This is a genomic window from Lentzea cavernae (assembly GCF_014653695.1).
Classification (GTDB): Bacteria; Actinomycetota; Actinomycetes; order Mycobacteriales; family Pseudonocardiaceae; genus Lentzea; species Lentzea cavernae.
In genome coordinates this window covers 23,313-47,810 of the sequence record NZ_BNAR01000009.1, presented here as the reverse complement: position 1 = coordinate 47,810, position 24,498 = coordinate 23,313, and the positions used below count along the sequence as shown (strand labels likewise).

Sequence of the window (24,498 nt, the reverse complement as noted above, 5' to 3'; positions counted from 1 at the left end):
TAGACATCCGATGAATTTGGGGAGAGGGTGAGCGCGTGAGAGTGGCACTGTTCGCGACCTGCCTGACCGACACGTTCTTCCCGGAGACCGCCCGTGCCGTGGTGCGGCTGCTGGAGAGGCTCGGCTGTTCGGTCGAGTTCCCGCTCGACCAGACGTGCTGCGGCCAGATGCACTTCAACACCGGCTACCGGGAGCACTCGAAGCCGCTGGCGCGCAAGTACACCGACGTCTTCGGCGACTACGACCACGTGGTTGCTCCATCCGGGTCGTGCGCCGGCATGGTGCGGGAGGTCCACCCCACCCTCGGTGAGTCCCCGCCGCGCACGTTCGAACTCGCCGAGTTCCTCGTGGACGTGCTGGGCGTGACCGACGTCGGCGCGTGGTTCCCCCACCGGGTCACCTACCACCCCACGTGCCACTCGCTGCGCATGCTGGGCGTCGGCGACAAGCCGTTGGCGCTGCTCAGGGCCGTGAAGGCACTCGATCTGGTGGAGTTGCCCGACTCGACGCACTGCTGCGGCTTCGGCGGCACGTTCGCCGTGAAGAACGCCGAGACGTCCACGGCGATGCTCGCGGACAAGATGACGTCGGTGCTCTCGACCGGCGCCGAGGTCCTGAGCGCGGGCGACAACTCGTGCCTCATGCACATCGGCGGTGGTCTTTCGCGGCTGCGCACGGGCGTGCGGCCGGTGCACCTGGCGGAGATCCTGGCTTCGACGGAGGAGGACCCGTGGCTCGCAACCCGGTGACGTGGCTCGGGAGCCCGACGTTCCCCAAGGCCGCGCACGAGGCGCTGGCCGACACCCAGCTGCGGCAGAACCTGCGCAAGGCCACCGGGACCATCCGGGGGCGCAGGGCGGCCGCGGTCGGGGAGATGACCGACTGGGAACAGCTCAGGGTCGCCGGCGAGCAGATCAAGGACGACGTGTTGTCCCGCCTCGACACGCTCCTTCTGCAGCTCGAGGAGTCGGTCACGGCGAGAGGCGGCGTCGTCCACTGGGCGCGGGACGCCGAAGAGGCCAACAAGATCGTGCTCGACCTCTGCCGGGCGGAGAACGCGCGGGAGGTCGTCAAGGTCAAGTCCATGGCCACGGCCGAGATCGGGCTCAACGAGGCCCTCGAAGCCGGTGGCGTGCACGCGATCGAGACCGACCTCGCCGAGCTGATCGTGCAGCTCGGCGACGACCGGCCGTCGCACATCCTGGTGCCCGCGATCCACCGCAACCGCTCGGAGATCCGCGAGATCTTCCAGCGCCGCATGGGCGTGGAGGTGAGCGACGAACCCGCGGACCTCGCCGAAGCCGCGCGCGTCTACCTGCGCGAGAAGTTCCTGACGGCCAAGGTCGCCATCTCTGGGGCGAACTTCGCCGTCGCCGACAGCGGGTCGATCGTGGTGCTGGAGTCCGAGGGCAACGGCCGGATGTGCCTGACGCTGCCCGAGACCCTGATCACCGTGATGGGCATCGAGAAGCTCGTGCCGACCTGGCAGGACCTCGAGGTCTTCCTGCAGCTGCTGCCCCGCTCGTCCACGGCGGAGCGGATGAACCCGTACACGAGCGTGTGGACCGGCGTGACGCCCGGCGACGGCCCGCAGCGCTTCCACCTCGTGCTGATCGACAACGGCCGCACGGCGACGCTCGAGGACTCTGTTGGGCGCCAGGCACTCCGGTGCATCCGGTGCTCCGCGTGCCTCAACGTCTGCCCGGTCTACGAACGCACCGGCGGCCAGTCGTACGGCTCGGTCTACCCAGGCCCGATCGGCGCGATCCTGACACCGCAACTGGTCGGCGACATGCACGACCCGCAGGCGGCGTCACTCCCTTTCGCCTCATCGCTGTGCGGTGCCTGCTTCGAGGTCTGCCCGGTGCGGATCGACATCCCGTCCGTCCTCACCCACCTGCGCGCCGAGGCCGTGGAAGCCAAGGGGCGCACGGCGGAGTCCGTCGCGATGGCGGCCGCCGCGTGGGTGTTCAGGGAGGCCTCCCGCTACGAGAAGGCGCAGAAAGCCGGTTCGCTGGCCCGGTTCCTGGCTCGCGACGGCAGGATCACGTCGTTGCCGTGGCCGGGTTCGAAGTGGACGGCCTCCCGCGACGTGCCCGCGCCGCCGTCCGAGTCGTTCCGCGCCTGGTGGAGGAAGAACCGTGGCTAGCGCCAAAGAAGAGATCCTCGCGCGCATCCGGAACGCGAAGGTGCCGCCCGTCGCGCCGACCGTGCGCGGGTACGACCGCGAAGGCACCGGCGGCGTCGAGCTGTTCGCCGAACGGGTCGCCGACTACCGCGCGATCGTGCACGTCGTCACGGACGTGCCCGAGGCCCTGGAACGGTTGAAGGGCAAGAGGATCGTTGCGCCCCACGACGTTCCGGCCGAGTGGCTGGTCGACGGCGTCACCTGGCTGCACGAGCCCCTCACCATCGAGGAGCTCGACCAGTCCGACGGCGTGCTGACCGGATGCGCGGTCGCGATCGCCGACACCGGCACGATCGTGCTGGACGGCAGCGAGGGCCAAGGGCGCCGTGCGCTCACTCTGCTGCCCGACTACCACCTGTGCGTGGTGCGGGTCGACCAGATCGCGGCGTCGGTGCCGGAAGCGTTGCAGCGACTGGAACCGACGCGGCCGCTGACGTTCATCAGCGGCCCGTCGGCGACGAGCGACATCGAGCTCAACCGGGTGGAGGGCGTCCACGGCCCTCGCACCCTGGAGGTCCTGATCGTCGGCTAGCCGCAGTGGACCTTGGTGGCGTCCTTGATGGCCATCTCGTCGTAGTAGTAGGTGATCGCGCGGATCGACACGCACTTGCCCTTGGCGTACACCTTGACCGGCCCGGCGTAGTACAGGAACTTGCCGGAGTCGAAGTCGTTGTTGTAGCCGGGGCGGTTGTTGTCCTCGGTGAAGTCCTGGTTGTACATGGAGATGCTGGCCTCGTGCTTGAACTGCGAGTAGTAGGCCGTCTTCACGTTGGCCGCGCAGTTGTAGCCCGTGCTCGAGTTGTAGTACAGCCGGATCGTGCTCAGGTGGTTCGGCACCCTCGACATGACCTTGTAGGTGTCGATCAGCGAACCGGTGCAGCCGTACTCGGCCGCGTGGGCGTTCATCGGCGCGAGGATCAGGGCCGCGGCGGAGGCCACCACGACGGCGACGGCATTCCTCAGACGTGTCATGCGCACAGACTGAGGAAGGCCGGTTAAGCCGTGGTTATTTGAGCAGCCGGGACAACCGGCGGTCGGCCAGCGGCTTGCCGCCCGTCTGGCACGTCGGGCAGTACTGGAACGCCTTGTCGGCGAACGACACCTCACGGACCGTGTCGCCGCAGATGGGACACGGCAACCCCGTGCGCGCGTGCACCCGCAGCCCCGACCGCTTCTCGCCCTTGAGCCGCGCCGCGTCCTGACCGACGGACCGTGCGACCGCATCGGTCAGTGTCGTGAGCATCGCCTCGTGCAGGTGGTCGAGCTGCTCGTCGTTGAGCTTGCCCGTCGTCGCGTAGGGCGAGAGCCGGGCCATGTGCATGATCTCGTCGGAGTAGGCGTTGCCGATGCCCGCGATCAGGCTCTGGTCCGTCAGCGACGTCTTCAGCCGCTCGGTGCGCTTCGCGAACAGGTCCTCGAGCTGCGTGCGGGTGATCCCCAGCGCGTCGGGACCCAGCCGGGCCACGCTCGCGATCACCTGAGGATCACGCACGATCCACGCCGCGAGGCCCTTCTTGGTGCCCGCTTCCGTCAGGTCGAAGCCCGGCCCCTGACCGGGCGGACCGAGGTGCACGCGCAACGCCAGCGGTCCGCGGCCCTGCTTGGGCGGCGGCGCGGACATGGTGTCCGCCCAGCGCAGCCAGCCGGCGCGGGCGAGGTGGACGACCAGGTGCAGGCCGTCCGCGACTTCCAGGTCGAGGTGCTTGCCGTGCCGGTGCGCGGCCACGACCTCCTGGCCGTGCAGCGCGGTCCACGGCGGGTCGAACGTCTTGAGGACCTGGAGCGACGCCACGTCGACGCGGTGCACCGTCCGGCCCACCGCGTTCTCACGCAGGTGGTGGACCAGTGCTTCTACCTCGGGTAGCTCGGGCACCGGTCCAGTGTCGCATCAGTCGACGGGTTGCAACGGGCCTTCGACGTCCGGCAGCGAGTGCATCTCGATCGTGCGGGCGACCCGGGAGGCCTCCTGGCGCACGGCCATCGGACCGCGGACCGAGCCGATCCACCTCTCGGGCGGCAGCTCGTCGGCCGTGGCCTTGCTCTCCGCGACCAGCGTGTGCGGGCGGCGCAGCGCCCAGCGGACCGGGAAGAACGCGAACAGGAAGATCAGCGCGAGGATCAGCCACGCGGGCACGACGACCTGCTCCGGCGTCCAGGCGATCAGCACGACCACCATCACGACGAGCATGCCCGCCATCATGATCCCGGGCAGCGCACCACCGCTGACGTCGTGCTCGAAGTCGTCGGACTCCACCGGGTTGCGCCACTCGATGCGGCTGTGGACCGTCCACATCCGCCCGTCCGCACCGCGCACCAGCCGCGTCATGTACCCGTCTCCCACGCTCGGTCGGTCTTGGACAAACCGTACCTGGCGCGGGCCGAGCCTTGTGGGTGAACTCGGCCGAGCTTGATCGTCACCGTCAGTTCTCGTAGGCCGGTTTCGGGTAGAGCGTGATGGTCGTGGTCGTGGCCTGCGGCGACGAGCAGGGCGCGGAGGTCGGCGACGGCGGTTCGGACGACGTCGACTGCACGTCGAGCGAACTGATGTCGCGGGACGTGGTCTGCACCGTGCTGACCGGGCCGGACTTGCCCGACGACGGCACGACCTCCTCCGCCCGTTCCACCGGCGGGGGCTTGTCCTGCGTCTTCTCGGGCGCGGGCACGGACGACTCGGTCCTGCGCACGGTCTCCTGGTGGCGCTGACCGCCACCGGGGTTGACCACGTTCTCCTGCGGCTGCACCCGCTGCTGCTCGGCGGCGGGCGGCGGGGCCGCCACGAGCTCCTGGCTGTGCTCGGCGCTCGCCGAGCCCGACGTCTCCATGGCGATCACGGGGTTCTGGTCGGGCTGCACCACCGCGACGCCCGCTCCGCCGTTGAACACCGCCGCCATCGTCCCGAACAGGCCGACCGTGGCCACGCTCGCCGCGGTGAGCGCCAGCTTGGCCTTGGTGAGGAACACCTTCCCGGCGAACGCGAGCCCGAGCGAGGCCGGCACGACCAGGAACCCCGCGTTGGCGCGCAGCGTCGCGCAGACCTCGTTCAGCTCGGTGTGGAGCTGCGAGCAGGACGAACAGGTGTCGAGGTGGGCGCCGATCCGGCGTTCCTCGACGCCCTGGACCCCGCCCGCGGTGTAGGTGCCGAGCTTCGACCGGATCGCCGCGCACGACGAACGCCCGTCGTCGGCCGCGAGGTGGGCCTGCAGGTACGCCGCACGCAACCCCTCGCGCGCACGGCGGGCCAACGCCGACATGGCGTTGGGCGAAAGTCCGAAGTGCGGCGCCACGGTGGCGGGGCGTTCGCCCTCGACCTCGACGCGCCACAACACGACCCGCCAGCGTTCCGGCAGGCTGGAGAAGGCCCTGGTGATGAGGTTGTGCTCGACCCGGCGGTTCGCGTTGTCGCTCACCGGCTCGACGCGCCGGCCCAGCTCCTCGTCCTCCACCGGCACGTCCCGGCGGCGTCCGCTCCACTCCCACGCGACCCGGCGGGCGACGGTCAGCAGGTACGTGCGGACGTGGTCGGTGGGCCCGCTGCCGCGGCGGATGGCCTGCAGCATGCGGAAGAACGCCTCGGCGGTGAGATCGTCAGCTTCGGCCGCCTCGCGGACGTGCCTGAGGGAAAAGCGGCGGATCGCGTCCGCATGCCGGGAGAACAGTTCGCCGTAGGCCGAGTCGTCTCCCTCGCGCACCCTGGCGAGCAGGTCCCGGTCGACCTCGTTCTCGTCGACCATCACAGGCCTCAACATGCCACAAGGGGCCAGAACTGCTCCTCGATGAGTACAGGTCGATACACAAGACCATCCGTTAGTAGTGGGCTGATCAGCGCAACGTGATCGGTGACAGGACGGTCACAGGTGGGCGTCGGACCGTCGGCGCGACAAGATCGAGCGACTATCGTCACGCACGTGGTGGACTGGCGAGAACGCGCTTCGGCCCTCGTGCCGGAACTTCAGGCTGTCGCCGAGACCGAGGAATGGTCCTGCCACGTCTTCTTCTCCGAGCTCTACCAGCTGGCGCAGGAAGCGCACCGCGAACAGGACGACGACGTGCTGCGCCGCGCGTACGGCTTCGCGCACTGGTGCTTCCACCAGCCGGAGCAGTTCCTGGAGAACGCGGCGTTGATCAGCTTCTACGAGCACGTGTTCGACGACTGGGACCTCCGCGAGGAGGTGGCCGCGTGGCTGCCGGTCGACGTGCTGCCCAAGGTCCGGGCGCTGTGGGAGTGGCGGTGGCCGAAGGAGCAGTTGGACGAGGTAGATCAACTGCTGGCCGGTTTGGCACCCCCCTCGCAGGATGCTGTTTAAGCCCTGTTGTATAGTTCTCTCCCGTAAGGCAGTGCGGATGTAGCGCAGTTGGTAGCGCATCACCTTGCCAAGGTGAGGGTCGCGAGTTCGAGTCTCGTCATCCGCTCTCGTAAGAAGTCCGGTACCCCTCGGGTGCCGGACTTCTTTCGTTTTCAGCGCACTGCCGGACCGACGGTGAGCGTGCCCGCGTCGGCGTCCAACTCGGCCATTGGTCCGAGAGCGAGCGACAGCGGGTGGTCGCCGTGCCCGACGTCGAGGCCGCCGAGCACCGGCACGCCGAGGGTCTCCAGCCGGTCGCGCAGCACGTCGAGAACGGTCCAGTCGCGGTCGGCGAAGTCCTCGAACCCCGGGAACCGGCCGAGCGCGACCCCGCGCAGTCCGTGCAGCGACCCGGACTGGATGAGTTGCGTCAACTGCCGGTCGACGTGTCCCAGCCCGACCGCCCGCGGGGCCTCCAGGAACAGGATCGAGCCGTCGAGGTCGAGCACTCCGGTGCCCACGGACCAGGCGAGGGTGCCGAGATGTCCGCCGACGACGTTGCCCGTGGCCGCCCCGCCGAACCGGACGGCCGCGGTGAGCGCCGCGGGGTCCCGGTGCAGCACGGCGGGCCCGGTCCCCATCAGCAACGACCTCGTCGAGGCGGCCGAGCGGGCGCCGGACAGGAAGCCGTGCACACCGGCGACGCGGCAGTGCCGCCACAGCGCCAGGTGCAGGTTGGTGATGTCGCTGAACCCCACCAGCGGTTTGGGGTCGGCGCGCACGGCGTCGAAGTCGAGGTCGTGGGCGATGCGGTACGCGCCCGCACCGCCTCGGGTGGCGAACAACGCCCGCACTCCGGGATCGCGGTAGGCGTCGTCGAGGTCGGCGAGCCGGTCGGCGTCGCGGCCCGCCATGTACCCGTGGCGGTCGAGGGCGTGCGCGCCGACCTCGACGACGAGTCCCCAGCTCTCCAGCACCCGCACCGACTCGGCGAGCGACTCCTCGTCGGGGAAGCTCGCGGGTGACACGAGACGGACCCGGTCTCCGGCAACGACACGTGGGGGCAGCAAGACGTTCACACGACAGACTCTCGCAGTCCCGGCACGTGGTTCTCGGCGTGATCTCCGGGCGCACCCGTGAAAGGGTGGTCCCAGACCGCTCGCATCATCCTGATCGAGCCCGTTCGACAAAGGACCTGGAGACCATGGCCATCAAGCAGACGGCAAACGCTCACTGGGAAGGCTCCCTCGTCGAGGGCAAGGGGAACGTCAGCCTCGCCACCTCCAACGCCGGCAGCTTCGACATCGACTGGAAGGCGCGCGCCGAGGAGGCCGGTGGCAAGACCAGCCCCGAGGAGCTCATCGCCGCCGCGCACTCCGCCTGCTTCTCGATGGCGCTCTCGCACGGCCTGACCGGTGCCGGCACGCCGCCCACCTCGATCGACACCAAGGCCGAGGTGAGCTTCCAGGCGGGCGTCGGCATCACCGGCATCCACCTGACGGTCCGCGCCACCGTGCCGGGCCTGTCGGCGGAGGACTTCGCCGCGGCCGCCGAGGGCGCCAAGGCGAACTGCCCCGTTTCCAAGGCGCTCGCGGCCGTCGAGAACATCACCCTCGACGCTGCCCTGGCCTGAACCGCAGCGCCGCGGGCCCGTGACTGATCAGGTGCTCGCGGCGGCGCACGTCGCCGGGCTGCTCGGCCACCTCGAACGAGCGGTCGAGCAGCTCTTCGGCGACGATCCGGCCCTCCAGCCGCGCGAGCTGGGCGCCGAGGCAGAAGTGCGGTCCGTGCCCGAAGCCGAGGTGGCCCGGCACGGACGGTCTGCCGGGGTCGAAGTCCCCGGTGAACACCTTCGGGTCGCGGTTGCCGGCCGCGTAGTCGAGGAACAGGTGCTCGCCCTCGGCGATCTTCACGCCGCCCACGGTCACCGGGCACGTCGCGGTGCGGAAGAAGCCGGTGAACGGCGCGTCGAGCCGCACGACCTCCTCGACGACTCCGCCCAGTCGCCGTTCCCGGGCGTCGAGTCTGAGCACCGTGCTGGCCAGCAGGTTCGTGGTCGAGTCGGTGCCGGCCACGACGACCGCGAGGCACAACGACAGCCGTTCCTGCTCCGACAGCTGGCCGCCGCGGAACGCGTTCGAGCGCGCGAAGTAGGCGCAGAACTCGTTCATCCCGGCGAAGTACGAGCCGAGCACGCGCTCGCTGACCTCCTCGCCGCTGGTCAGTTCCAGCACCGGCGCCACGAACTCGCGGAACAGCGGGAAGTCCGCTTCCGGCACTCCCAGCAGGTCCCCGACGACGCCCAACGCGAACGGCGCCGCGAACTCGCTGACGAAGTCGGTTTCCTCCGGTAGTTCGCCGAGCAGAGTCCTTGCGCGTTCCCTAATTGAGTCAGCCATTCGGCGCACGGCCGTTGGGGTGAATTTCTGATTCGCCGCCGCACGAATCCGGGCGTGTCTCGTGCCGTCCGCCGCGTTGAGCGAGAACATCAGTTCGAGCAATCGCCGCTGCTCCGGCGGCAGCAACGCCGCTACGGCCGCGACCTGCGGACCAGCCATGTTCCGGGAGGAGAACGTCACCGGATCAGACAGCACCGCACGCACGTCCGCATATGCGGTCACTCGCTGGGCGTTGATTCTCGGGTCGAATTCCATTGCGATATCTTTGCGCGGTTAAGGCCTTTGTCGGGGGCTGACGACAGGACCAAAAACGTGATAATCCGGCTGCTCGGACCGCTCGAACTCACCGGTCCGAACGGAGCAGTTCAGCTCAGCGGTGCGGGCCAGCGGACTCTGGTGGCCCGGCTGGCGCTGAAGCCGGGAGAGACGGTGCCGAGGAGCGCGCTCGTGGACGCGCTCTGGTCGGACGAGGCGCCGGCGACCGCCACGAAGACCCTGCACAGCCTGCTCGCGCGGTTGCGCGGCCAGATCCGCGACGCCGGACTGGGCGAGCTGATCATGACCCGCGAGCCGGGCTACGTCCTGAACGCCTCCGCGGACACCGTTGACGCCGCACGGTTCGAGGCGCTCGTCGCAGCAGCAAGGCACAGCGATGAACCGTTGGAGTCCGCGAAGATGCTGCGCGAAGCCCTCGCGTTGTGGACGGGCGACCCTCTCGCGGACTGCCGGCCGGGTGACTGGACCCGCCAGGAGTCCGCGCGGCTCACCGACCTGCGGATGGACGCGACCGAGGACCTGATGGAGGCGTCGCTGGCGTTGGGCGAGCACGCCGCGGTGGCGCCGCTGGTGAACGCGCTGGTCGAGCAGCACCCGTTCCGCGAGCGGCTGTGGGAGCAGCTGATGATCGCGCTCTACCGCTGCGGCAGGAAGGCCGAGTCGCTGGCCGCGTTCCACCGCGCGCGGGGCGTCCTGATCGGTGAACTCGGCCTCGAACCCGGCGCCCGGCTGCGCGACCTCGAACAGGCGGTGCTGACCGCCGACCCCCGCCTGGACCTGCCGGAACGGGCTCCGGTCCCGGTGCGCGGCAATCTGCCGGCCGACCGGTCGAGCTTCGTGGACCGCCCGGAGACCGAGCACGTCACCGACCTGATCCGGCGGCACCGGCTGGTCACGCTCATCGGTGTCGGCGGCGTGGGCAAGACGCGGCTCGCGGTGCACGTCGCGCGCGGCGAGCAGCCACCGGACGGCGTGTGGCTGGTCGAGCTCGCGGCGTTGCGCGACCGGGCGCTGGTCCCGCACGCCGTCGCCGAGGCGCTGGGTGTCGTCGACCAGACCGGGCGCGGGCAGCTGAAGGTGCTCACGGAGTTCCTGGCCGGCAAGAACGCGTTGCTGGTGCTGGACAACTGCGAACACCTCGTGGACCACTGCGCGGTCCTGGTGGACACGCTGCTGCGGGTGGCGCCCGATCTCCGTGTCATCGCCACGTCCCGGCGCGCGCTCCGCGTCTATGGAGAGCAGGTCTTGTCCGTGTCGCCCTTGTCGGTGCCGTATCCGGCGGCGACGTTGTTCGCCCAACGCGCTGATGCGGCGATCCCCGGCTCGTTCGTCATCACGGCGGCGAACGAGCGGGCCGTCACGGACCTGTGCCGGCGGCTGGACGGAATTCCCCTGGCCATCGAGATGGCCGCGTTGCGGGTCCGCGCGCTGACCCCGGCGCAGCTGCTGGAACGGCTGGACAACAGGTTCCGGGTGCTGACCGACGGCGGGCGCACCGCGTTGCCGCAGCACCAGACCCTGCTCGCGACGATGGAGTGGAGCTTCGACCTCTGCTCCCCGCGCGAACAGCTGCTGTGGGCGCGGGCATCGGTCTTCGCCGGCGGGTTCGACCTCGCCGCCGCCGAGGCGGTGTGCTCGGACGACTCGCTGACCGCGGACTACATGTTCGACGCGGTCGACGGACTGGTCGACAAGTCCGTGCTGCAGCGCGAAGAACACGCGGGCGTGGCGCGCTATCGGTTGCTGGAGACCATGCGCCAGTTCGGGCAGACGCGACTGCGTGCGACCGATGAAGAGCCACGACTGAAGACGCGCCATCGCGATTGGTACGCAGACATTGCCCTGCAAGGGGAACGGGCCTGGTTCACGCCACGGCAAGCGGCGACCGTCGGGGCGATGGCGGCCGAACGCGGCAACCTGCGGGCGGCGCTGGAGCACTCGCTCACCACACCGGGCGAGGCCGAGTCGGGCCTGCGGCTGGCGGCGGCCCTGTGGTTCTACTGGGTCGGCTGCGGGCGGTTCGCCGAGGGACGGCACTGGCTGAACTGGGCGTTGTCGCTCGAGACCGAGCCGTCACGGGCGCGCTGCAAGGCGTTGTGGGTCACCGGGTACCTGGCGACGTTGCAGGGCAACACCTCCGCGGTGCCGGCACTGCTGGAGACGTGCCGCACGGAGGCCGCGCTGCTGGACGACGAGGACGCCGACGTCTACGCGACCTACGTGCAGGGCGCCGCGGCCGTGTTCGACGACGACCTGCCGCTGGGCGCGCGTCTGCTGGCCGAGGCCGACCGCAGGCACGCCGAGCTCGGGCACCTGGACAGCAACGTGGTCATGGCGCGGGTGGCGCTGGCGATCACCGCGGCGTTCGGCGGCGAACTCGACCGTGCGACAGAGATCTGCTCCGAGGCTCGGGCCGTGTGTGAGGAGAACGGCGAGCTGTGGGCGCGCGCGTTCGCGTTGTACGTCCTGGCTTTCGTCGCGATGGGGCGCGGTGACGTCGCCGAGGCCCGCGAACTGGCCACCACGTCGTTGCGCATCAAGGAGAGCTTCAACGACCTGCTGGGCATCGCGGTGTCCGTGGAGCTGCTGGCGTTGATCGCCGTCGTCACCGGGTCCGCGTCGCACGCCGCGGTGCTGCTGGGTGGCGCGGACCGGGTGTGGCAGTCGGTCGGGTTGCCGTTGTTCGGGTCGGCGAACTTCGCGGCGCCGCACGACCAATGCGTCGCCTTGTGCCGTCAGGCCTTGGGCCCCGAAGCGTACGAGGAACACTTCTCGCGCGGTGCGGCGATGACCGTGACCTCGGTGGTCGCGGCCGCGCAGTCGTGACGCAGGTTCCGTGCAACCGGACGGGAACAGGCTGGCCGGATGAGGACCAGCGTGCGCACACCCGACGCGGGAACCGTCGAAGAAGTGCTGAAGCTCGCCACGAGAGCACCGTCGTTCGGCATCGTTCCGCCATGGCGATGGCGCAACGGCAACGAGTGCCTTGAGCTAGTGACGACACGCACGGACCAGACGGCGTTGCTCGCGTGTGGTGCGGTGCTTCACCACGTGCGGGTCGCGTTGTCGGCCATGGGCTGGGACTGCCACGTGCTGCGCACCCCTCAGCCGGACGGCCAGGTCGCGTCGGTGCACCCGCGCTGGGAGCTCGACGCGTTCCAGTGCGAGGTGGCCTCGGCGGCGGCGATCTCGTTGCGCAGGGCCGATCCGCGGCCGTACCTGTCCGACGAGGTGCCGGACTCGGCGCTGACATGGCTGCTGCACGCGGCCCGCGCCGAGAACTGCGAACTGGAACTGGTGGCGCGCCGCAGCGGGGTGTTGCTTCGGCTGCTCGGCCACGACTGGCTCAGCGTGGGCGAGGCCGTGAGCGCCGTGCTGCTGGCATCGACCGTGTGGGGTCTGGCATCACAAGCACTGCTGCACGAGGGCGAAGTGCTCGTCCGTGTGGGCTGGCAGTCGCCCAATGCCGAACCGTTGCCTCCGTCGGCCCGCTAGCGCGCCCCTTTGCGGGGACCATGGGTGCGTGAACCGCGACAGAACGCTGGCGCACCTCAGCGAGGACGACTGGGGCAGCCCCGACTCGTCGTCGACCCAGCTCTACCGGGACCTGTGCGCGTTGCGCGACCTGCCGGTGGGGCAGCTGACACCGACCTCGCTGCACCTGCTCGTGACGCACCAGGTGGGCTTGGACGTGACGGTGCTGCTGGCCCTGGAACACGTCGAGGGCGACCCGCTCCGGTCGTTCGCGCTCTACCCCGGCGACCTGCTCGCGGCTCTACTGAGAGTAGATCACTCCTTCTGGTCCGATCACCCTCAGTTGCTGTCCAGGATGTCCGCTTTGCTGGACAGGCTGCGCACCTTGCCGGACGGCGACTGGCAGCTCCTGGTGTCCGCGGCCGAGCAGTTCCCCGGTTAGGCGCGCATTAGGCGCGCCTTTGCCGCCGGGTGAGTTGCTTGCACCATGACCAAGATCCTCGCGGCCGCCGGCCTCACGCTGGCCTCCCTCGCCGCCACCGCGGTGTTCTCCTCCCCCGCGGCCTCCGCCGAGACCTGCAAGGCTTCCTACTACTCGGGCGGCGGCACGACCGCCAGCGGCGAACGCTTCGACCCCGACAAGCTCACGGCCGCGCACAAGACCCTGCCGTTCGGCACGAAGGTCAAGGTGAAGAACCGCTCCAACGGCAAGACCGTGACCGTGCGGATCAACGACCGGGGCCCGTTCATCACCGGCCGCTGCGTGGACCTGACCCCCAAGGCCTTCAAGACGATCGCAACCCTGTCACAGGGCGTAGTCGGCGTCACCGTGACAAAGGTGTGAACGAGTAGAAAAAGACCGGTTTGCTTGACCCAATCGAGTGAACGAGATAATCAAACCGGGTGTTCGCGGCGATGAGTGGCCCTGCACGGCTCGCAACAGGAGCTGTCGTCGGTGTGGTCGTCACCGCGTTTTGCGTGCTCGCGACGTATGCCGGGTCGTTCGGGGCGAGCGATCCGGCAGGGCCCGGCGGCGGCGAACCGGCCCGCGTCTCGCTCATCAACACGCCGTCGCTGCTCCCGACGGAACCCGAGCTTCCGTCACAGACAGTGGCGTCCAGTTCGTCGTCAAAGCCGTCTTCTTCTTCCAAGACAACAACTACGACGACAACCACGACCACCGCCGTCACCACGACGACGACCACCAAGGCGCTGCCCCCGGTGACGACGACGACAACCCCGCGGCCGAGGCCGACAACCACCACGACGACCACGACCACAAGGCCGTGCGGAATCATCTTCTGCTGATCAGACGGCGTCGCCCGTACAGCGCGTCGAACCTGCTGGCGTCCGTGAGCCCGTGCCGCAACAACCGCGCCGCGTCAAGAAGGTTCTTGTCGTCCCGCGTCATCGCTTCGCTGACGTGGTCGAGACACGCGCCGACCACCTCGTCGTGGCTGGGCAGCACCAGTTCCGGATGAAGCTCCTCCAACCGCGCCACGAACCCAGCACGCAGGTAAGCGATTTCCTTGGCCGTGTACACGCCTTCCGCCAAGCCGTGCTCCCACATCCAGAACACGAGGTCCACGAACCCGGCCCGCTCCCGCAGCTCGTCGTGCGACGCCGTCCGCCCGGCCGCAAGCCTTGCGCAGTACCGCCACCACGACCGGAAGTCCTCTGGCGCTTCCTCAGCAGCCCAACGAATCCGCCGTTCCACCGGCATCACGGCAAGCGCTTTCACCTGCTGCCACACGACCCGGTGGTCACCGTCGAACGAGATGGTGAAGTCCTGCCCGAACGCCGTGAACACCTTCTGCACACTGCCCGGCCGGAACTCCACACCCACGTGGAGCGTCACCTGCGACTCCGGCTGCCAGTACTGCTGACTCCCGGACTCCGGCCCACCGACCCGCACCAGCTCGACCCGGCGCAGCGCGAGCTCGGCCTGCAACTCGTCGAACATCAACAGCCCGCCGAACCTGCCGTACCGCGCGGCCACGGCGTCGTCCAGCCAGTCCTCGCCGTGTTCCAGCCGATGCGCCTGCACGGCGAGGTGCTCGCCCTGCCAGCCCAGCCCGCGTTGCCGGTGGTACCAGCCGACCTCGACCAGCCCGTAGGACCGCCAGTACGTGCGGCCGCCGCGGTTCTCGCCGCCCACGCCGCCCATGACCTCGGCCGCGACGTCCGGGCCGAGGTTGGCGTCGAGCCCGAGGACGGTGCCGGTCTGCACCACGTCGGCGATGAAGCGGGCCTTGGCGCTCACGAACACGTTCCTCTCCGAGAACCGGTCAGCCGGTGATCGTGTACTCCACGACGTCGTCCGTCTCGACTCGCTCGAGCGGCAAGCCGCCGACCGGCCGTGCCGCGATGTCGGCGCCCTCCGGCCGCGACTTCACCACGACGATCTTGTAGATGCCGTGGCTCTTGAGCGCCTGGAGGCTGCGCTGGTCCGGGAAGTTCGTGGTCGCCGCGGCGATCTCGCGGTACTGCGGCGGGAAGTTGCCGGAGTTGCCGTTGGCCATCTTCGGGAAACCCTCGGTCGACCACAACAGATATGTGAACTCGTCGTAGGTGTCCATCGGCAGCATGAGCAGCGGTTCCTGCGTCTGCGTGAAGACCCGTTGCACGCCGGCCGGTACTGCGGGGGTCGGTACGTGCGACCACCTCGGCACCCCCTCCAGCAGCGCGCCCAGTGCGGGGACCAGCAGGAGCACGGCGATGGTGCGCGACCGCAGCTGGGTGCGGATGACGAGCTGCCGGCCGAGCTCCGTGACCGCACCGGCGGCCAGCACGATCAGCGGCAGGATCGCCCAGAGGATCAGCCGGCCGGGAGCGCGCATGGCGTCCCAGCCGGGCACGAGGTCCCACATCACCCGGTAGAGAGCGCCGTCGAGGAACCCCGCGCCGAGCGCCAGCACCGCCGGGACGACGACCAGTGCCGCCAGCACGATCCGCGTGGTGCGCCCCCACGCGCTGAGGAACAGGCCCACGACCCCGAACACGAGGACGAACAGTCCCGGGAACAGCAGCTTCTCGAGGATGCCGTCGTGCGGGATCGAGCTGCTGTCGGCGAGGGAGGTGGCCTGCCACAGCCAGCTGTCCCACGTCGTGGTCAGCAGACCGCTCGGGGGTGGTGAGAACAGCTCGATCTCGCGCCAGGTCCGCCCGAAGCCGTACCGGTCGAGCACCCGGAAGTACGGGGCCACCATCAGCAGGGTGACCACGAGGAACACGGCGATGCCCCACGCGTTCGCGATGATCGTGCGCAGTCCTGGCCGCTGACGCCACACGAACACCGCGATGGCGATGCCGGCCAGCGCCATCACGTAGACGAACGTGATGCCGAGGGCGAACCCGATCGTCACCTGCCACGCGGCGACGACCCAGCCCGCGAAGATCCACAGCGGCGCGGGGTCGCGCCTGCCCCGCAGCGAGAAGCCGTGCCCGCGGGCGAGCGCGCAGAACGCGAGCGCGATGCCGCCGATCGACAGGAGGTTGAGGTGGTGCACGTGCGTCAGCCGCCACGGCGACCAGGCGAGGACGGCACCGGCGAGCGCGGCGCCCTGCCAGTTGCTGCCCAGCTGCCTGAGCAGCAGGTATCCCCCCGCGAACGCGATCGCGAAGGCCAGCACGAACGCGACGTTGTAGCGGAGGACCGCGGTCTCGGGACCGTCGCCGAGCAGGCTCAGCGGCAGGTACCCGAGCAACGAGTCGCTGAACGCCAGGCTGTCGACGGCGGGGTAGAACTGGTTCGACGTCCAGAGGTCGCCGCCCTCGCTGACGAACCGGCGCAGCCAGGCGAGCTGCCACGTCTGCAGCAGCGGGTCGCCCAGGTCGCCCGTGACCATCGAGCTCGGCCGCAGCACGATCGGGAGGTTGAAGACGACGGACACGGCGAGACCGACGTAGAAGGCGAGCGTGACCTCGGACCTGGCGACGCGTTCGAACGTGCGGGCCAGAGGAAGGGCGCTCCTCCCCCGCACGACCGGCTTCGTCGCTGACTCCCCCACGAACTGACCCCTCCGCACGTCTGCCGGGCGGGAGGCACCCGTTCCGCCCTCGCCGCAGTAACCGTACGGGCTACTCGCAACACCCAAGTGCCGCTTGTGATAAACGTACCCGTGCCGGTCGGCACTTCACCGAAGTGGCCCACCGGTCGGCAAGATCCCGCTCGCGACCCCGTGGTGGAACCGAACGCGGGTGGGGCGCGCCACAACCAGGTCACGACTTCGAGAGGTCCGCGGGTTCACCCCGACGGACCCAGGCACACTGTTCGAGTACATGTACTCGCGGAAGGGGGTGCCAGGGGTGACCTGGCAGGACGAGCTGAAGAAGCTCGACGACGAACTCGCCTCTGGTCGGATCTCCGCTGACGACTACCGTCGGCGCCGAGATGAGGTGCTGGCCGGTTCTGCGGGCGGCGGTCAGGCCCAGCAGCAGCCTCAGCAGGCCGCGTTCGCCCGTCCGTTCAAGTGGGAGGCGAAACCTCCCACCTCGCAGTCCCCCGACGCCACACAGGTCGTGCACAACCAGCCGCAGCCCGGCCAGCAGCCGCAGCCGCCGCAGCAGCAGAACCCCAACCCGGACGCCACCCAGGTGGTGAACACCCAGCGCCAGTCGGCGGACGCCGAGCGGACCCAGTTCGTGACGCCCGTCAGCCCGCAGGGGCCGTGGGGTCAGCAGGGTCCGCAGCAGCAGGCGCCCGCGCCGCCGCCGTGGGTCAGCGGCGACTACGACCAGTTCAACCAGCAGCCGGCGAGCTGGAGCCACGGTCCCGAGGTCTTCGACGAGGCCGGCGGCAAGGGCAAGGGCAGGATCTTCGCGATCATCGGCGTCGTGCTGGTGCTGGCGCTGATCGGTGGCGGCGTCTGGTGGTTCGTCGGGCGCGATTCGGGCAGCAGCACCGCGAACACGACGACGCAGTCGACCTCGCAGACGCCCACCACCACGACGAAGCCCAAGGACTCACTGTCCATCATGGACTTGCCTGGTGCCGTCGAGGACCACAAGAACATCCAGGCGTTCAGCGACGCGGAGAAGAGCAACTTCCTCGCCCCGGACGAGATCAAGCACTACAACACCGCGGGCGCGGGCAAGGCCCGTCTCTCGGCGGCGGCGAACAACGGCGTGCACGTGCTGATCTTCACCACGGAGGCCGGGTCGAAGGCGCAGGCGGACACCGGCCGCGACGAGCTCGCCCAGCAGGAGATCATCTACGGCCTGGCGGCGATCCCGTCGGCCCCGGTCGGGGTGCAGGCGAGCCAGGTGGACAAGTCCGGTGACAAGCCGGCGCTCATCCGCGCGCACTACTCGAGCAAGAACACCATCGTGCGCATCCAGGTCGTGAGCACGGACTCCCTGCAGAAGGCCAGCGACGTCTTCTCGCGGATCGTCGCCGAACAGCTCAGGATCCTCGAAGCGAATGGCTGAGCCGAAAATCCCGGTCGCGTGCACCGTCGCGACGCGATCGGGACTTCCCGCCGCGAAGGTGCTCGCGGCCTCGTACCGCGAGCACCACCCCGATCACGAGTTCGTGATCCTGGTGATCGACGGTCCCGACGGTGTCGTGGCGCGGGAGCAGTGGACGGAGGTCGGGCCGGGCTGGCTCGACCTCGACGAGACGACCTTCCAGCGCATGGCGACCGCGTACGACGCGGGCGAGCTCGCGGGCGCGGTCAAACCCCTGGTGCTGCGCAAGCTGCTGAGCCAGGGCGCTCCCGCCGCGATCTTCCTGCACCCGGACATCCGGGTCTTCGCGCCGTACCCCGAAGTGGTCGACCTGGCCGTGCAGCACGACATCGTGCTCACCGCGCGGCTCCTCGAGCCGATGCCGCGGGACGGTTACGAACCCAGCGACCTCGGCATGATGGCGATGGGGATGTTCGACCTCGGCTTCATCGCGGTGGGCCAGGGGTCGAAGAAGTTCCTCGAGTTCTGGGCGGAACGCCTGCGCCAGGACGCGATCATCGACCCCGGCGCGCAGCTCTTCGTCGACCAGCGCTGGGCCGACCAGATCCCGACGCTCTTCCGGCACACGATCCTGCGCGACCCCGGTTTCAACATCGGCTACTGGAACGCGCACGAGCGGTCGGTCACCCGCGGCCCGGACGGGACTCTCTACGCGGGTGGCGAGCGCCTGCGGTTCTTCCACTTCGCCGGATACCGCCCGGACCAGCCCTGGCTGCTGAGCCAGCACTGCGACCACCGGCCGCGCATCCTGCTCTCCGACCACCCGGAGCTGCGGGAGCTGTGCCTCGCCTACGGTGACGAGCTCGTCTCCGCCGGCTGGCGCAGGCCTCCAGAGAAGAGCACTTACCGATACGACTGGCTCGCGGACGGCACGAGGGTGTCCATCCAGATGCGCCGGATGTTCCGGCACGCCTGGATCGAGGCCGAACGGCCCGAGGCGAAGCAGATGCTGTTCAAGCGGGCGATCACCGAGATCCCGCCGCACCCGTTCGGTCCCGGCGGCGACGACCGGTTCATCGAGTGGCTGCGCAGCCCCGGAGCGCCCCCGGAGGAGGCCGCGGGCCTCAACCGGATGACCATGCTCGCCTGGGCGATGCGTCCCGACCTGCAGAAGGCGTTCCCGTGGCCGTGCGCCTCCGACGCACCGGCGTTCCGCGAGTGGTGCCGCACGTACGGCGTGGACGAAGGGGTCGTCCCGACCTGGGCGCTGCCGCGTGAGCCGAGGGCCGCGGAGGCTCCGCTCGACGAGTTCGGCGTGAACATCGCCGGCTACCTGACCGCCGAGCTCGGTCTCGGTGAGATGGGCCGGATCGTGCTCAAGGCCGTCGAGGCGGCGAAGGTCCCTGTCGTCTCGGTCGTCGAGGAGCACTCGCTGGCCTGCCGCACGGACCTCGACAAGCCGGACACGACCGGCAGGCCGAAGTTCCCGGTCAGCGTGATGGCGGTGAACTCCGACCAGACGGAGGTGCTGCTGGCGAGCTTCCCCGAGGTGGGTCATCGCCGGTACCGCATCGGCCTGTGGGCGTGGGAGCTCGAGGAAGTACCGCCGTGGCAGCAGGCGGGCTACGAGTTCGTCGACGAGATCTGGACCGTCAGCGAGTTCTGCCGCGAGGCGTTCCAGCAGCACGGATCGGTGCCGGTCAAGGTCATCCCGGTGCCGGTGCTCGACCCCGGTGTCCCGCAGCGGACCCCGCGCGCACCCGGCAAACCGACCCAGTTCTTCTTCGCCTTCGACTTCAACAGCACCGGCGGGCGCAAGAACCCCTGGGGCGTCGTCGAAGCGTTCCGCCGCGCCTTCCCGCCGGACCGGCAGGACGTGCGGCTGATCATCAAGGCGACGAACGGCCAGCTGCACACGAACGCGGCGGAACGTCTGCGCCTGCTGGTCGCCGCCGACCCGCGCATCGAACTGATGGAGCGCTACCTCAGCGTCGAGGAGCTGAACGCGCTCTACCGCGACAGCGACTGCTACGTCTCCCTGCACCGCAGCGAGGGTTTCGGTCTCACCGTCGCCGAGGCGATGGTCCGCGGCATGCCGGTCATCTCGACCGACTACTCGAGCACCACCGAGTTCTTCGACCCGTCGGTCGGCTGGGCCATCCCGTACAAGATGGTCGAGGTCGGCGACGGCTGGTACCCGTACCCGGCCGACGCGCTGTGGGCGGACCCCGACCTCGACGCGGCCGCGAAGGCGATGCGCGAGGTGGCGGACAACCCCGCCGAGGCCCGTCGCCGCGGTGACGCGGCACGTCAGCACATCCTGCGCACCCGGTCCATGGAGGCCGCGGCGTCCTGGATGCGCAACGAGCTCCGCGCGGCACACGCCCGCTGGCAGGCGATCTACGGCGGCCAGCAGGACCCGGCCGCGCCGGACGACCCGTTCACCAGGGCTCGTGAGGCGCTGAAGTGGCGAGCGGACACCAGCAGCCCCTCGAAGCTGCCGCTGGCCCCCGCGTTGCGCCGGGCGGTGCTGCGCGCGGTCGACCACTTCGACGTGCACCAGCGCAAGATCATGGGCGAGCTGGTCGGCAGCGCCCAGCAGGCGTTCGAGTCGGTCTCGCGTTCGGTGACGGCGCACGACAAGCGGCTCGACGACATGGCCCGTCAGATCAGGAAGCTCGAGAACAAGCTCGATCGACGAAACTCGGAGGATTCCCGGTGAGCGCTGAACTCGGCGAAGTTCGCGAGACGTGGGAGCACCTAGGTTCGACCGACCCCTACTGGGCCGTGCTGACCGAGCGCGAACACGCCGGGGGCGACGCACGGGCGCTCTTCTTCGAGAGCGGCAGGCACGAGGTCCAGTCCGTCGCGGACTTCCTCGCCCGGCACGGCAAGTCGATCGGTGACGTCGCCGTCGACTTCGGCTGCGGCGTCGGCAGGCTCTCGATCGCGCTCGCCGAGCGGTGCAAGGAGGTCTCCGGCGTCGACGTGGCGGCGTCGATGCTGGAGGAGGCCCGTGCGAACAACCCGCACGGCGACCGCGTCCGGTTCATCCACAACGACGCGAGCACACTGCCGTTCGAGGACGACACGGTCGACTTCGTGCTGAGCCTGATCACCCTGCAGCACATCCCGCCGCGCCTGTCGCTGCGCTACCTCCTCGAGATGATCCGCATCGTCCGGCCCGGCGGGCACCTGGTGTTCCAGCTGCCGAGCCACCTGCCGATGCCGACCCCCATCGCCGAGGAGTTCTGCCACGCCGAGATCGCCGTGGTCAGCTCACCGGCGACGGCCGGGCCCGGCGAGTCGCAGTACGTCGAGCTCTCGGTGCGCAACACGAGCGACGGCGTGTGGCCGTACGGCCAGCTGCTCAACGCGGCGAACCACTGGCGCCGCGACGGCGAGGTGGTCCGCCACGACGACGGCCGGGTCACCGTGCCGGCGCTGCAGCCGGGCGAGTCCACGACGCTGTCCCTGCGGGTGATGACCCCGTCGGCACCCGGCGAGTACGAGCTGGAGCTCGACCTCGTCCAGGAGCACGTGGCCTGGTGGGAGCAGCTCGGCAACCAGACGGTCCGCGTCCCGCTGACCGTGACGGGCACCGCTGTCGCTGCGGCGGCCGAGGTCGTCGCGGAAGCAGGCGCCGACGAGGAGGCCACTGCGGAGGCAGAGCCCGTCGCCCCCGCGAAGCCCGAGTCGAACAAGACCATGCAGATGCACGGCGTCCACACCGACCTGGTGCGCGGTCTGTTCGACCAGCTGGGCTGCACCGTGCTGGAGGCGGTTCCGGACCAGCGGGCGGGCGAGACGTGGGTCAGCTACCTGTACCTCGTCGAGGTCGGCGAGTACGAGATGAAGCTGCGGAGCTGACGTTTCCGGGGACCGGCACCCCGTGTCGGTCCCACCTGCAACCCCGGGTGAGTGCTACACGTCTAGTACGGGTGTAGGACCCACTCGGAGGCGCACATGTTGATCACCGTGACATTAGTCACATTGGGCGGTTTGGTGTTCTTGGTGCGAACCGTGACGGCACTCCAGGCCGTTTCCTCTACCAAGAAGGCCAACGATTACCCTGCGCCACAAGCGCCCGCCAATTGAGATACTCGTTCGGAGTACGTCTTACGGCGGAACGTTGACTTACCGTACGATCCTTTCGGGTCGTATGACTGATCAGTCACCCGAAGGGGACCTCACAGGGGTAGGTGCGCCATGGACCACGCACTGAACAAGGTCATCGAGTTGCGCGAGAGCGGCTTTCAGTTCCTCCACCTGAGGGACGACGCCGGGCAGCTCGACCGGATCATGGCGTTCAAGCAGCGAAGAGGCTTCATCGACTCGATCCTGTTCTGGTCGGAGACAGAGGCGCGTGCGGGGCGTTTGCCCGCGGTCCGCGACTCGGCCCGTCCGGCTCAGGCCGTGTGGATCTACGAGGGCCCGTTGGTCGAGGCCGTGGACAGGCTGCTGGACCTGCCTGAGCCCGGCGCGCGCAACGCTCCCACGCTGATGAAGGCGACGGCCTCGGATCTGGCTGTCGTGACGACGCTGCCGTTCAAGCTGAAGTTGCCGCCGGGGGCCATCGCCTAGGTTCCGGCCCGCCAGTTCTTTCGAGGTCGCCCCGCAATGGGGCGGCCTCGAACTCGTTTGGCCACCCGGACGCGTGTCCAATACGACCAGAATAGTGACGATCGGTTATAGATCGATCAGTCAGTTATTTTCGAGGTCGCCGCGTTTCACGGCGTTGATGAACTCTGCCCAGTGAGGTGCGGGGACTTCGGAGGTCGTCCGGTTCTTCGAGTCCCGCACGCGCGCGGCTGAGCCGGTCAGCGCGATCTCGACGCAGTTGCCGTCACTGCCACTGTTGCTACGGCTGCTCTTGCGCCACATACCTACCTCTCGGCAGCCAGCCTCTCGATGAACGCGGCGGACTCTTCGGGGGTCAACGCCAGCTTCGAGACGTGTTTGAAGACAAGGCTAGCGGTCGCCACCCGCTCCGGGTCCTCGATGTGGATCGACCCGGCCATGTGCTCGATGTAGAGGATCCGCGGATTCCCCGCGAACGGCAGGTCGAGCAGGGTGAACGAGCCGAACAGACCGTCGTGCAGCCGCGGGGATCCCCGCAGGACCTGAATGACGATGTTCGGCAGGCGGGCGATGTCCACGAGGTGCAGCAGTTGAGCTCGATCAACGTGCCAGAGCGCCGCTTCGAAGAGCACCACGTGGTACTCGAGCGGGTCGTCGCCGATCAACCTGCTCTGCCGGCGTTGCCGCACGGCGATGTCGTTCTCGATCGATTTCCTGGACCGCTTGATCACCGCGCCGTCGAACACGTTGCGCGTGTACTGCTCGATCTGCAGCTGTCCCGGTATGACCGCGAGCGAGAACTCCCGGACACGTGATGCATCGTGCTCAAGGCTGATGTAACCCTGCGCGTCGAGCCCGAAGGCCCGCCACCAACCCTTTTCCTTGGCCAGCTCCCACATTTCGACGTACGGCGCCTCTTCGTCGCCGATGACCCCGTAGATGTCGAGCATCGCCCGCAAGGCGTGGATGTCCGGAACCTGGCCGTTCTCGATGCGGCTGAGCTTGGGAACGTTGTAGTCGAGGCGGTCCGCGGCTTCCTTCTGGCTCATACCGGCGCGTTCGCGCAGCAATTGGAGCGCCTCTCCCAGGCGCTTCTGCCGGAACGTGGGTTCAGCCACGGTCCAAACGTTACGGGCGGGATCCGGAGAGTGAGATTCTCACTCCTGGGGTGCGGTGAGGAACGTCCTGGTCATGGACCACCTCCACCGCATCGAGTACCACCGCCGGCTGCCCGGTGGTGCGCTGGATCTCGACCAGGTCGAGGAAGTTCTCGACCACGGTTGGTACATAAGGAAAGGCGAGGAGTGGCGTCGCCGGTACACCCTCGAATGCGCCGCCGACTTCCTGGCGCGCACCGAAACGAAATCGGGCACGTACGCGATCACGGTGTGGCGGGAGGGCATCCGGGTGTGCACGGTCGGAATGGAGTGGCGTCCCTCCAAAGGATGAAGAACTTCCCTCGCCTGAGTTACGGAGCTTGATGTAGAGGGTCCGAACAAGGGACGTTCGCGCCCATGAACCTCAGGAAGACCGTCACGGGGGCCGCTGTTGCCCTCGGCAGCGCCACCGTCATGCTCGGCCTGGGTGGTATCGCACACGCGGACACCGGGTCCGCCGCCGTTCACACCGCGCCCGACCTCGGTGGCCAGCTGGGCGACATCGCCAAGGCCGGCGACCTCGCGTCCGTGAACACCGCCGACGCCGCGGGCAAGATCCAGGCGATCAACGCGCAGGACCTCAACGTCGACGCGCTGGTCAAGAACGTCGACGCCGGCGCGAACGGTCTTCCGGCCGCCACGCTGCTCGGTCTGAACGAGCCGGCCGGCGTGCCGACCGGCGCCGCGTCCGTCGACATCTGATCTGACCAGCACTTCCTGGCCGGGGCGGC

The 24,498-nt window shown here is 69.1% G+C and carries 26 protein-coding genes and 1 tRNA gene; 16 read left to right on the top strand and 11 right to left on the bottom strand.

What is annotated here, in order from left to right; all coding sequences use genetic code 11:
- The first annotated feature begins 41 nt into the window (after positions 1-41).
- Genes IE307_RS27300 through IE307_RS27290 form a run of 3 tightly spaced genes read left to right on the top strand, consistent with a single transcriptional unit; the run spans position 42 to position 2,720 of the window.
- Positions 42-749, top strand: a complete 708-nt coding sequence (locus tag IE307_RS27300) for a (Fe-S)-binding protein (protein ID WP_191302519.1) — start codon at positions 42-44, stop codon at positions 747-749.
- On the top strand, positions 731-2,149 hold the full coding sequence (locus IE307_RS27295) for a LutB/LldF family L-lactate oxidation iron-sulfur protein (RefSeq protein WP_191302243.1): 1,419 nt from the start codon (positions 731-733) through the stop codon (positions 2,147-2,149). Before IE307_RS27300 ends, IE307_RS27295 begins: the two co-directional genes overlap by 19 nt.
- Positions 2,142-2,720, top strand: coding sequence for a LutC/YkgG family protein (locus IE307_RS27290; protein WP_191302242.1), 579 nt, complete (start codon positions 2,142-2,144; stop codon positions 2,718-2,720). Before IE307_RS27295 ends, IE307_RS27290 begins: the two co-directional genes overlap by 8 nt.
- Here IE307_RS27290 and IE307_RS27285 read toward each other — a convergent pair.
- The 4 genes from IE307_RS27285 to IE307_RS27270 all read right to left on the bottom strand — a co-directional run bounded on the left by IE307_RS27285 (position 2,717) and on the right by IE307_RS27270 (position 5,934).
- Positions 2,717-3,160, bottom strand: coding sequence for a hypothetical protein (locus IE307_RS27285; RefSeq protein ID WP_191302241.1), 444 nt, complete (start codon positions 3,158-3,160; stop codon positions 2,717-2,719). The two genes, IE307_RS27290 and IE307_RS27285, sit on opposite strands and share 4 nt — an antisense overlap.
- Before the next feature lie 34 nt (positions 3,161-3,194).
- Positions 3,195-4,061, bottom strand: coding sequence for an Fpg/Nei family DNA glycosylase (locus tag IE307_RS27280; RefSeq protein WP_191302240.1), 867 nt, complete (start codon positions 4,059-4,061; stop codon positions 3,195-3,197).
- A 15-nt stretch (positions 4,062-4,076) separates the two neighbouring features.
- Entirely contained in the window at positions 4,077-4,514 is a 438-nt protein-coding gene (locus IE307_RS27275) for a DUF983 domain-containing protein (RefSeq protein WP_191302239.1), read from the bottom strand.
- A 94-nt stretch (positions 4,515-4,608) separates the two neighbouring features.
- Complete coding sequence (locus tag IE307_RS27270) at positions 4,609-5,934, bottom strand: sigma-70 family RNA polymerase sigma factor (protein WP_229905109.1); 1,326 nt, start codon at positions 5,932-5,934, stop codon at positions 4,609-4,611.
- Positions 5,935-6,093: 159 nt separating this feature from the next.
- Between IE307_RS27270 and IE307_RS27265 the strand changes: the two genes are divergently transcribed.
- A complete protein-coding gene (locus tag IE307_RS27265) occupies positions 6,094-6,492 on the top strand; it encodes a DUF7674 family protein (protein WP_191302238.1) in 399 nt (132 codons plus the stop codon).
- A gap of 33 nt (positions 6,493-6,525) precedes the next feature.
- Positions 6,526-6,598: transfer RNA gene (locus IE307_RS27260), tRNA-Gly, on the top strand.
- Between the two features lie 46 nt (positions 6,599-6,644).
- Here the strand turns inward: IE307_RS27260 and IE307_RS27255 are convergent.
- On the bottom strand, positions 6,645-7,499 hold the full coding sequence (locus IE307_RS27255) for a S66 peptidase family protein (protein WP_229905108.1): 855 nt from the start codon (positions 7,497-7,499) through the stop codon (positions 6,645-6,647).
- 176 nt (positions 7,500-7,675) lie between these two features.
- Between IE307_RS27255 and IE307_RS27250 the strand changes: the two genes are divergently transcribed.
- Entirely contained in the window at positions 7,676-8,104 is a 429-nt protein-coding gene (locus IE307_RS27250; protein WP_191302236.1) for an OsmC family peroxiredoxin, read from the top strand.
- On the opposite strand, the gene IE307_RS27245 is transcribed toward IE307_RS27250, so the two are convergent.
- Entirely contained in the window at positions 8,079-9,029 is a 951-nt protein-coding gene (locus IE307_RS27245; protein ID WP_191302235.1) for a cytochrome P450, read from the bottom strand. The genes IE307_RS27250 and IE307_RS27245 overlap by 26 nt on opposite strands.
- A gap of 153 nt (positions 9,030-9,182) precedes the next feature.
- Here IE307_RS27245 and IE307_RS27240 point away from each other — a divergent pair, with 153 nt between their 5' ends.
- From IE307_RS27240 to IE307_RS27225, 4 genes are read left to right on the top strand one after another with little or no spacing between them, the layout of a single operon-like run.
- On the top strand, positions 9,183-11,972 hold the full coding sequence (locus IE307_RS27240; protein ID WP_191302234.1) for an ATP-binding protein: 2,790 nt from the start codon (positions 9,183-9,185) through the stop codon (positions 11,970-11,972).
- Positions 11,973-12,011: 39 nt separating this feature from the next.
- Positions 12,012-12,641: a hypothetical protein gene (locus tag IE307_RS27235; RefSeq protein ID WP_191302233.1), complete on the top strand. Its 630-nt coding sequence runs from the start codon at positions 12,012-12,014 to the stop codon at positions 12,639-12,641.
- Positions 12,642-12,669: 28 nt separating this feature from the next.
- A complete protein-coding gene (locus IE307_RS27230; RefSeq protein ID WP_191302232.1) occupies positions 12,670-13,062 on the top strand; it encodes a contact-dependent growth inhibition system immunity protein in 393 nt (130 codons plus the stop codon).
- Positions 13,063-13,107: 45 nt separating this feature from the next.
- Positions 13,108-13,464 carry a septal ring lytic transglycosylase RlpA family protein gene (locus tag IE307_RS27225; RefSeq protein ID WP_191302231.1) on the top strand — a complete coding sequence of 119 codons (357 nt, stop codon included), beginning with the start codon at positions 13,108-13,110 and terminating at the stop codon, positions 13,462-13,464.
- Here IE307_RS27225 and IE307_RS27220 read toward each other — a convergent pair.
- Genes IE307_RS27220 through IE307_RS27210 form a run of 3 tightly spaced genes read right to left on the bottom strand, consistent with a single transcriptional unit; the run spans position 13,445 to position 16,630 of the window.
- The gene (locus IE307_RS27220) at positions 13,445-13,894 is read right to left on the bottom strand and encodes a hypothetical protein (protein WP_191302230.1); all 450 of its coding nucleotides are present in this window, start codon (positions 13,892-13,894) and stop codon (positions 13,445-13,447) included. The genes IE307_RS27225 and IE307_RS27220 overlap by 20 nt on opposite strands.
- 20 nt (positions 13,895-13,914) lie before the next feature.
- Positions 13,915-14,883, bottom strand: a complete 969-nt coding sequence (locus tag IE307_RS27215) for a hypothetical protein (protein WP_191302229.1) — start codon at positions 14,881-14,883, stop codon at positions 13,915-13,917.
- A 25-nt stretch (positions 14,884-14,908) separates the two neighbouring features.
- Positions 14,909-16,630 (bottom strand): hypothetical protein, encoded by a 1,722-nt coding sequence (locus IE307_RS27210; RefSeq protein WP_191302228.1) that lies wholly within the window; start codon positions 16,628-16,630, stop codon positions 14,909-14,911.
- A gap of 298 nt (positions 16,631-16,928) precedes the next feature.
- Between IE307_RS27210 and IE307_RS27205 the strand changes: the two genes are divergently transcribed.
- From IE307_RS27205 to IE307_RS27190, 4 genes are all read left to right on the top strand, one after another.
- Positions 16,929-18,050: an SHOCT domain-containing protein gene (locus IE307_RS27205; RefSeq protein WP_191302227.1), complete on the top strand. Its 1,122-nt coding sequence runs from the start codon at positions 16,929-16,931 to the stop codon at positions 18,048-18,050.
- A complete protein-coding gene (locus IE307_RS27200) occupies positions 18,043-20,751 on the top strand; it encodes a glycosyltransferase family 4 protein (protein ID WP_191302226.1) in 2,709 nt (902 codons plus the stop codon). The genes IE307_RS27205 and IE307_RS27200 overlap by 8 nt, the downstream gene beginning before the upstream one ends.
- Positions 20,748-21,899, top strand: coding sequence for a methyltransferase domain-containing protein (locus IE307_RS27195; RefSeq protein WP_191302225.1), 1,152 nt, complete (start codon positions 20,748-20,750; stop codon positions 21,897-21,899). The genes IE307_RS27200 and IE307_RS27195 overlap by 4 nt, the downstream gene beginning before the upstream one ends.
- Before the next feature lie 339 nt (positions 21,900-22,238).
- Positions 22,239-22,613: a hypothetical protein gene (locus tag IE307_RS27190; RefSeq protein WP_191302224.1), complete on the top strand. Its 375-nt coding sequence runs from the start codon at positions 22,239-22,241 to the stop codon at positions 22,611-22,613.
- A 120-nt stretch (positions 22,614-22,733) separates the two neighbouring features.
- Here the strand turns inward: IE307_RS27190 and IE307_RS27185 are convergent, their stop codons facing one another.
- Positions 22,734-22,913: a DUF397 domain-containing protein gene (locus IE307_RS27185; RefSeq protein ID WP_191302223.1), complete on the bottom strand. Its 180-nt coding sequence runs from the start codon at positions 22,911-22,913 to the stop codon at positions 22,734-22,736.
- A 2-nt stretch (positions 22,914-22,915) separates the two neighbouring features.
- A complete protein-coding gene (locus IE307_RS27180; RefSeq protein WP_268250410.1) occupies positions 22,916-23,728 on the bottom strand; it encodes a helix-turn-helix domain-containing protein in 813 nt (270 codons plus the stop codon).
- Between the two features lie 73 nt (positions 23,729-23,801).
- On the opposite strand from IE307_RS27180, the gene IE307_RS27175 reads away from it, so the two are divergent.
- Both IE307_RS27175 and IE307_RS27170 read left to right on the top strand, forming a co-directional pair.
- On the top strand, positions 23,802-24,059 hold the full coding sequence (locus IE307_RS27175; RefSeq protein WP_191302221.1) for a hypothetical protein: 258 nt from the start codon (positions 23,802-23,804) through the stop codon (positions 24,057-24,059).
- A 65-nt stretch (positions 24,060-24,124) separates the two neighbouring features.
- Positions 24,125-24,469: a hypothetical protein gene (locus tag IE307_RS27170; RefSeq protein ID WP_191302220.1), complete on the top strand. Its 345-nt coding sequence runs from the start codon at positions 24,125-24,127 to the stop codon at positions 24,467-24,469.
- The last annotated feature ends 29 nt before the right edge of the window (positions 24,470-24,498 follow it).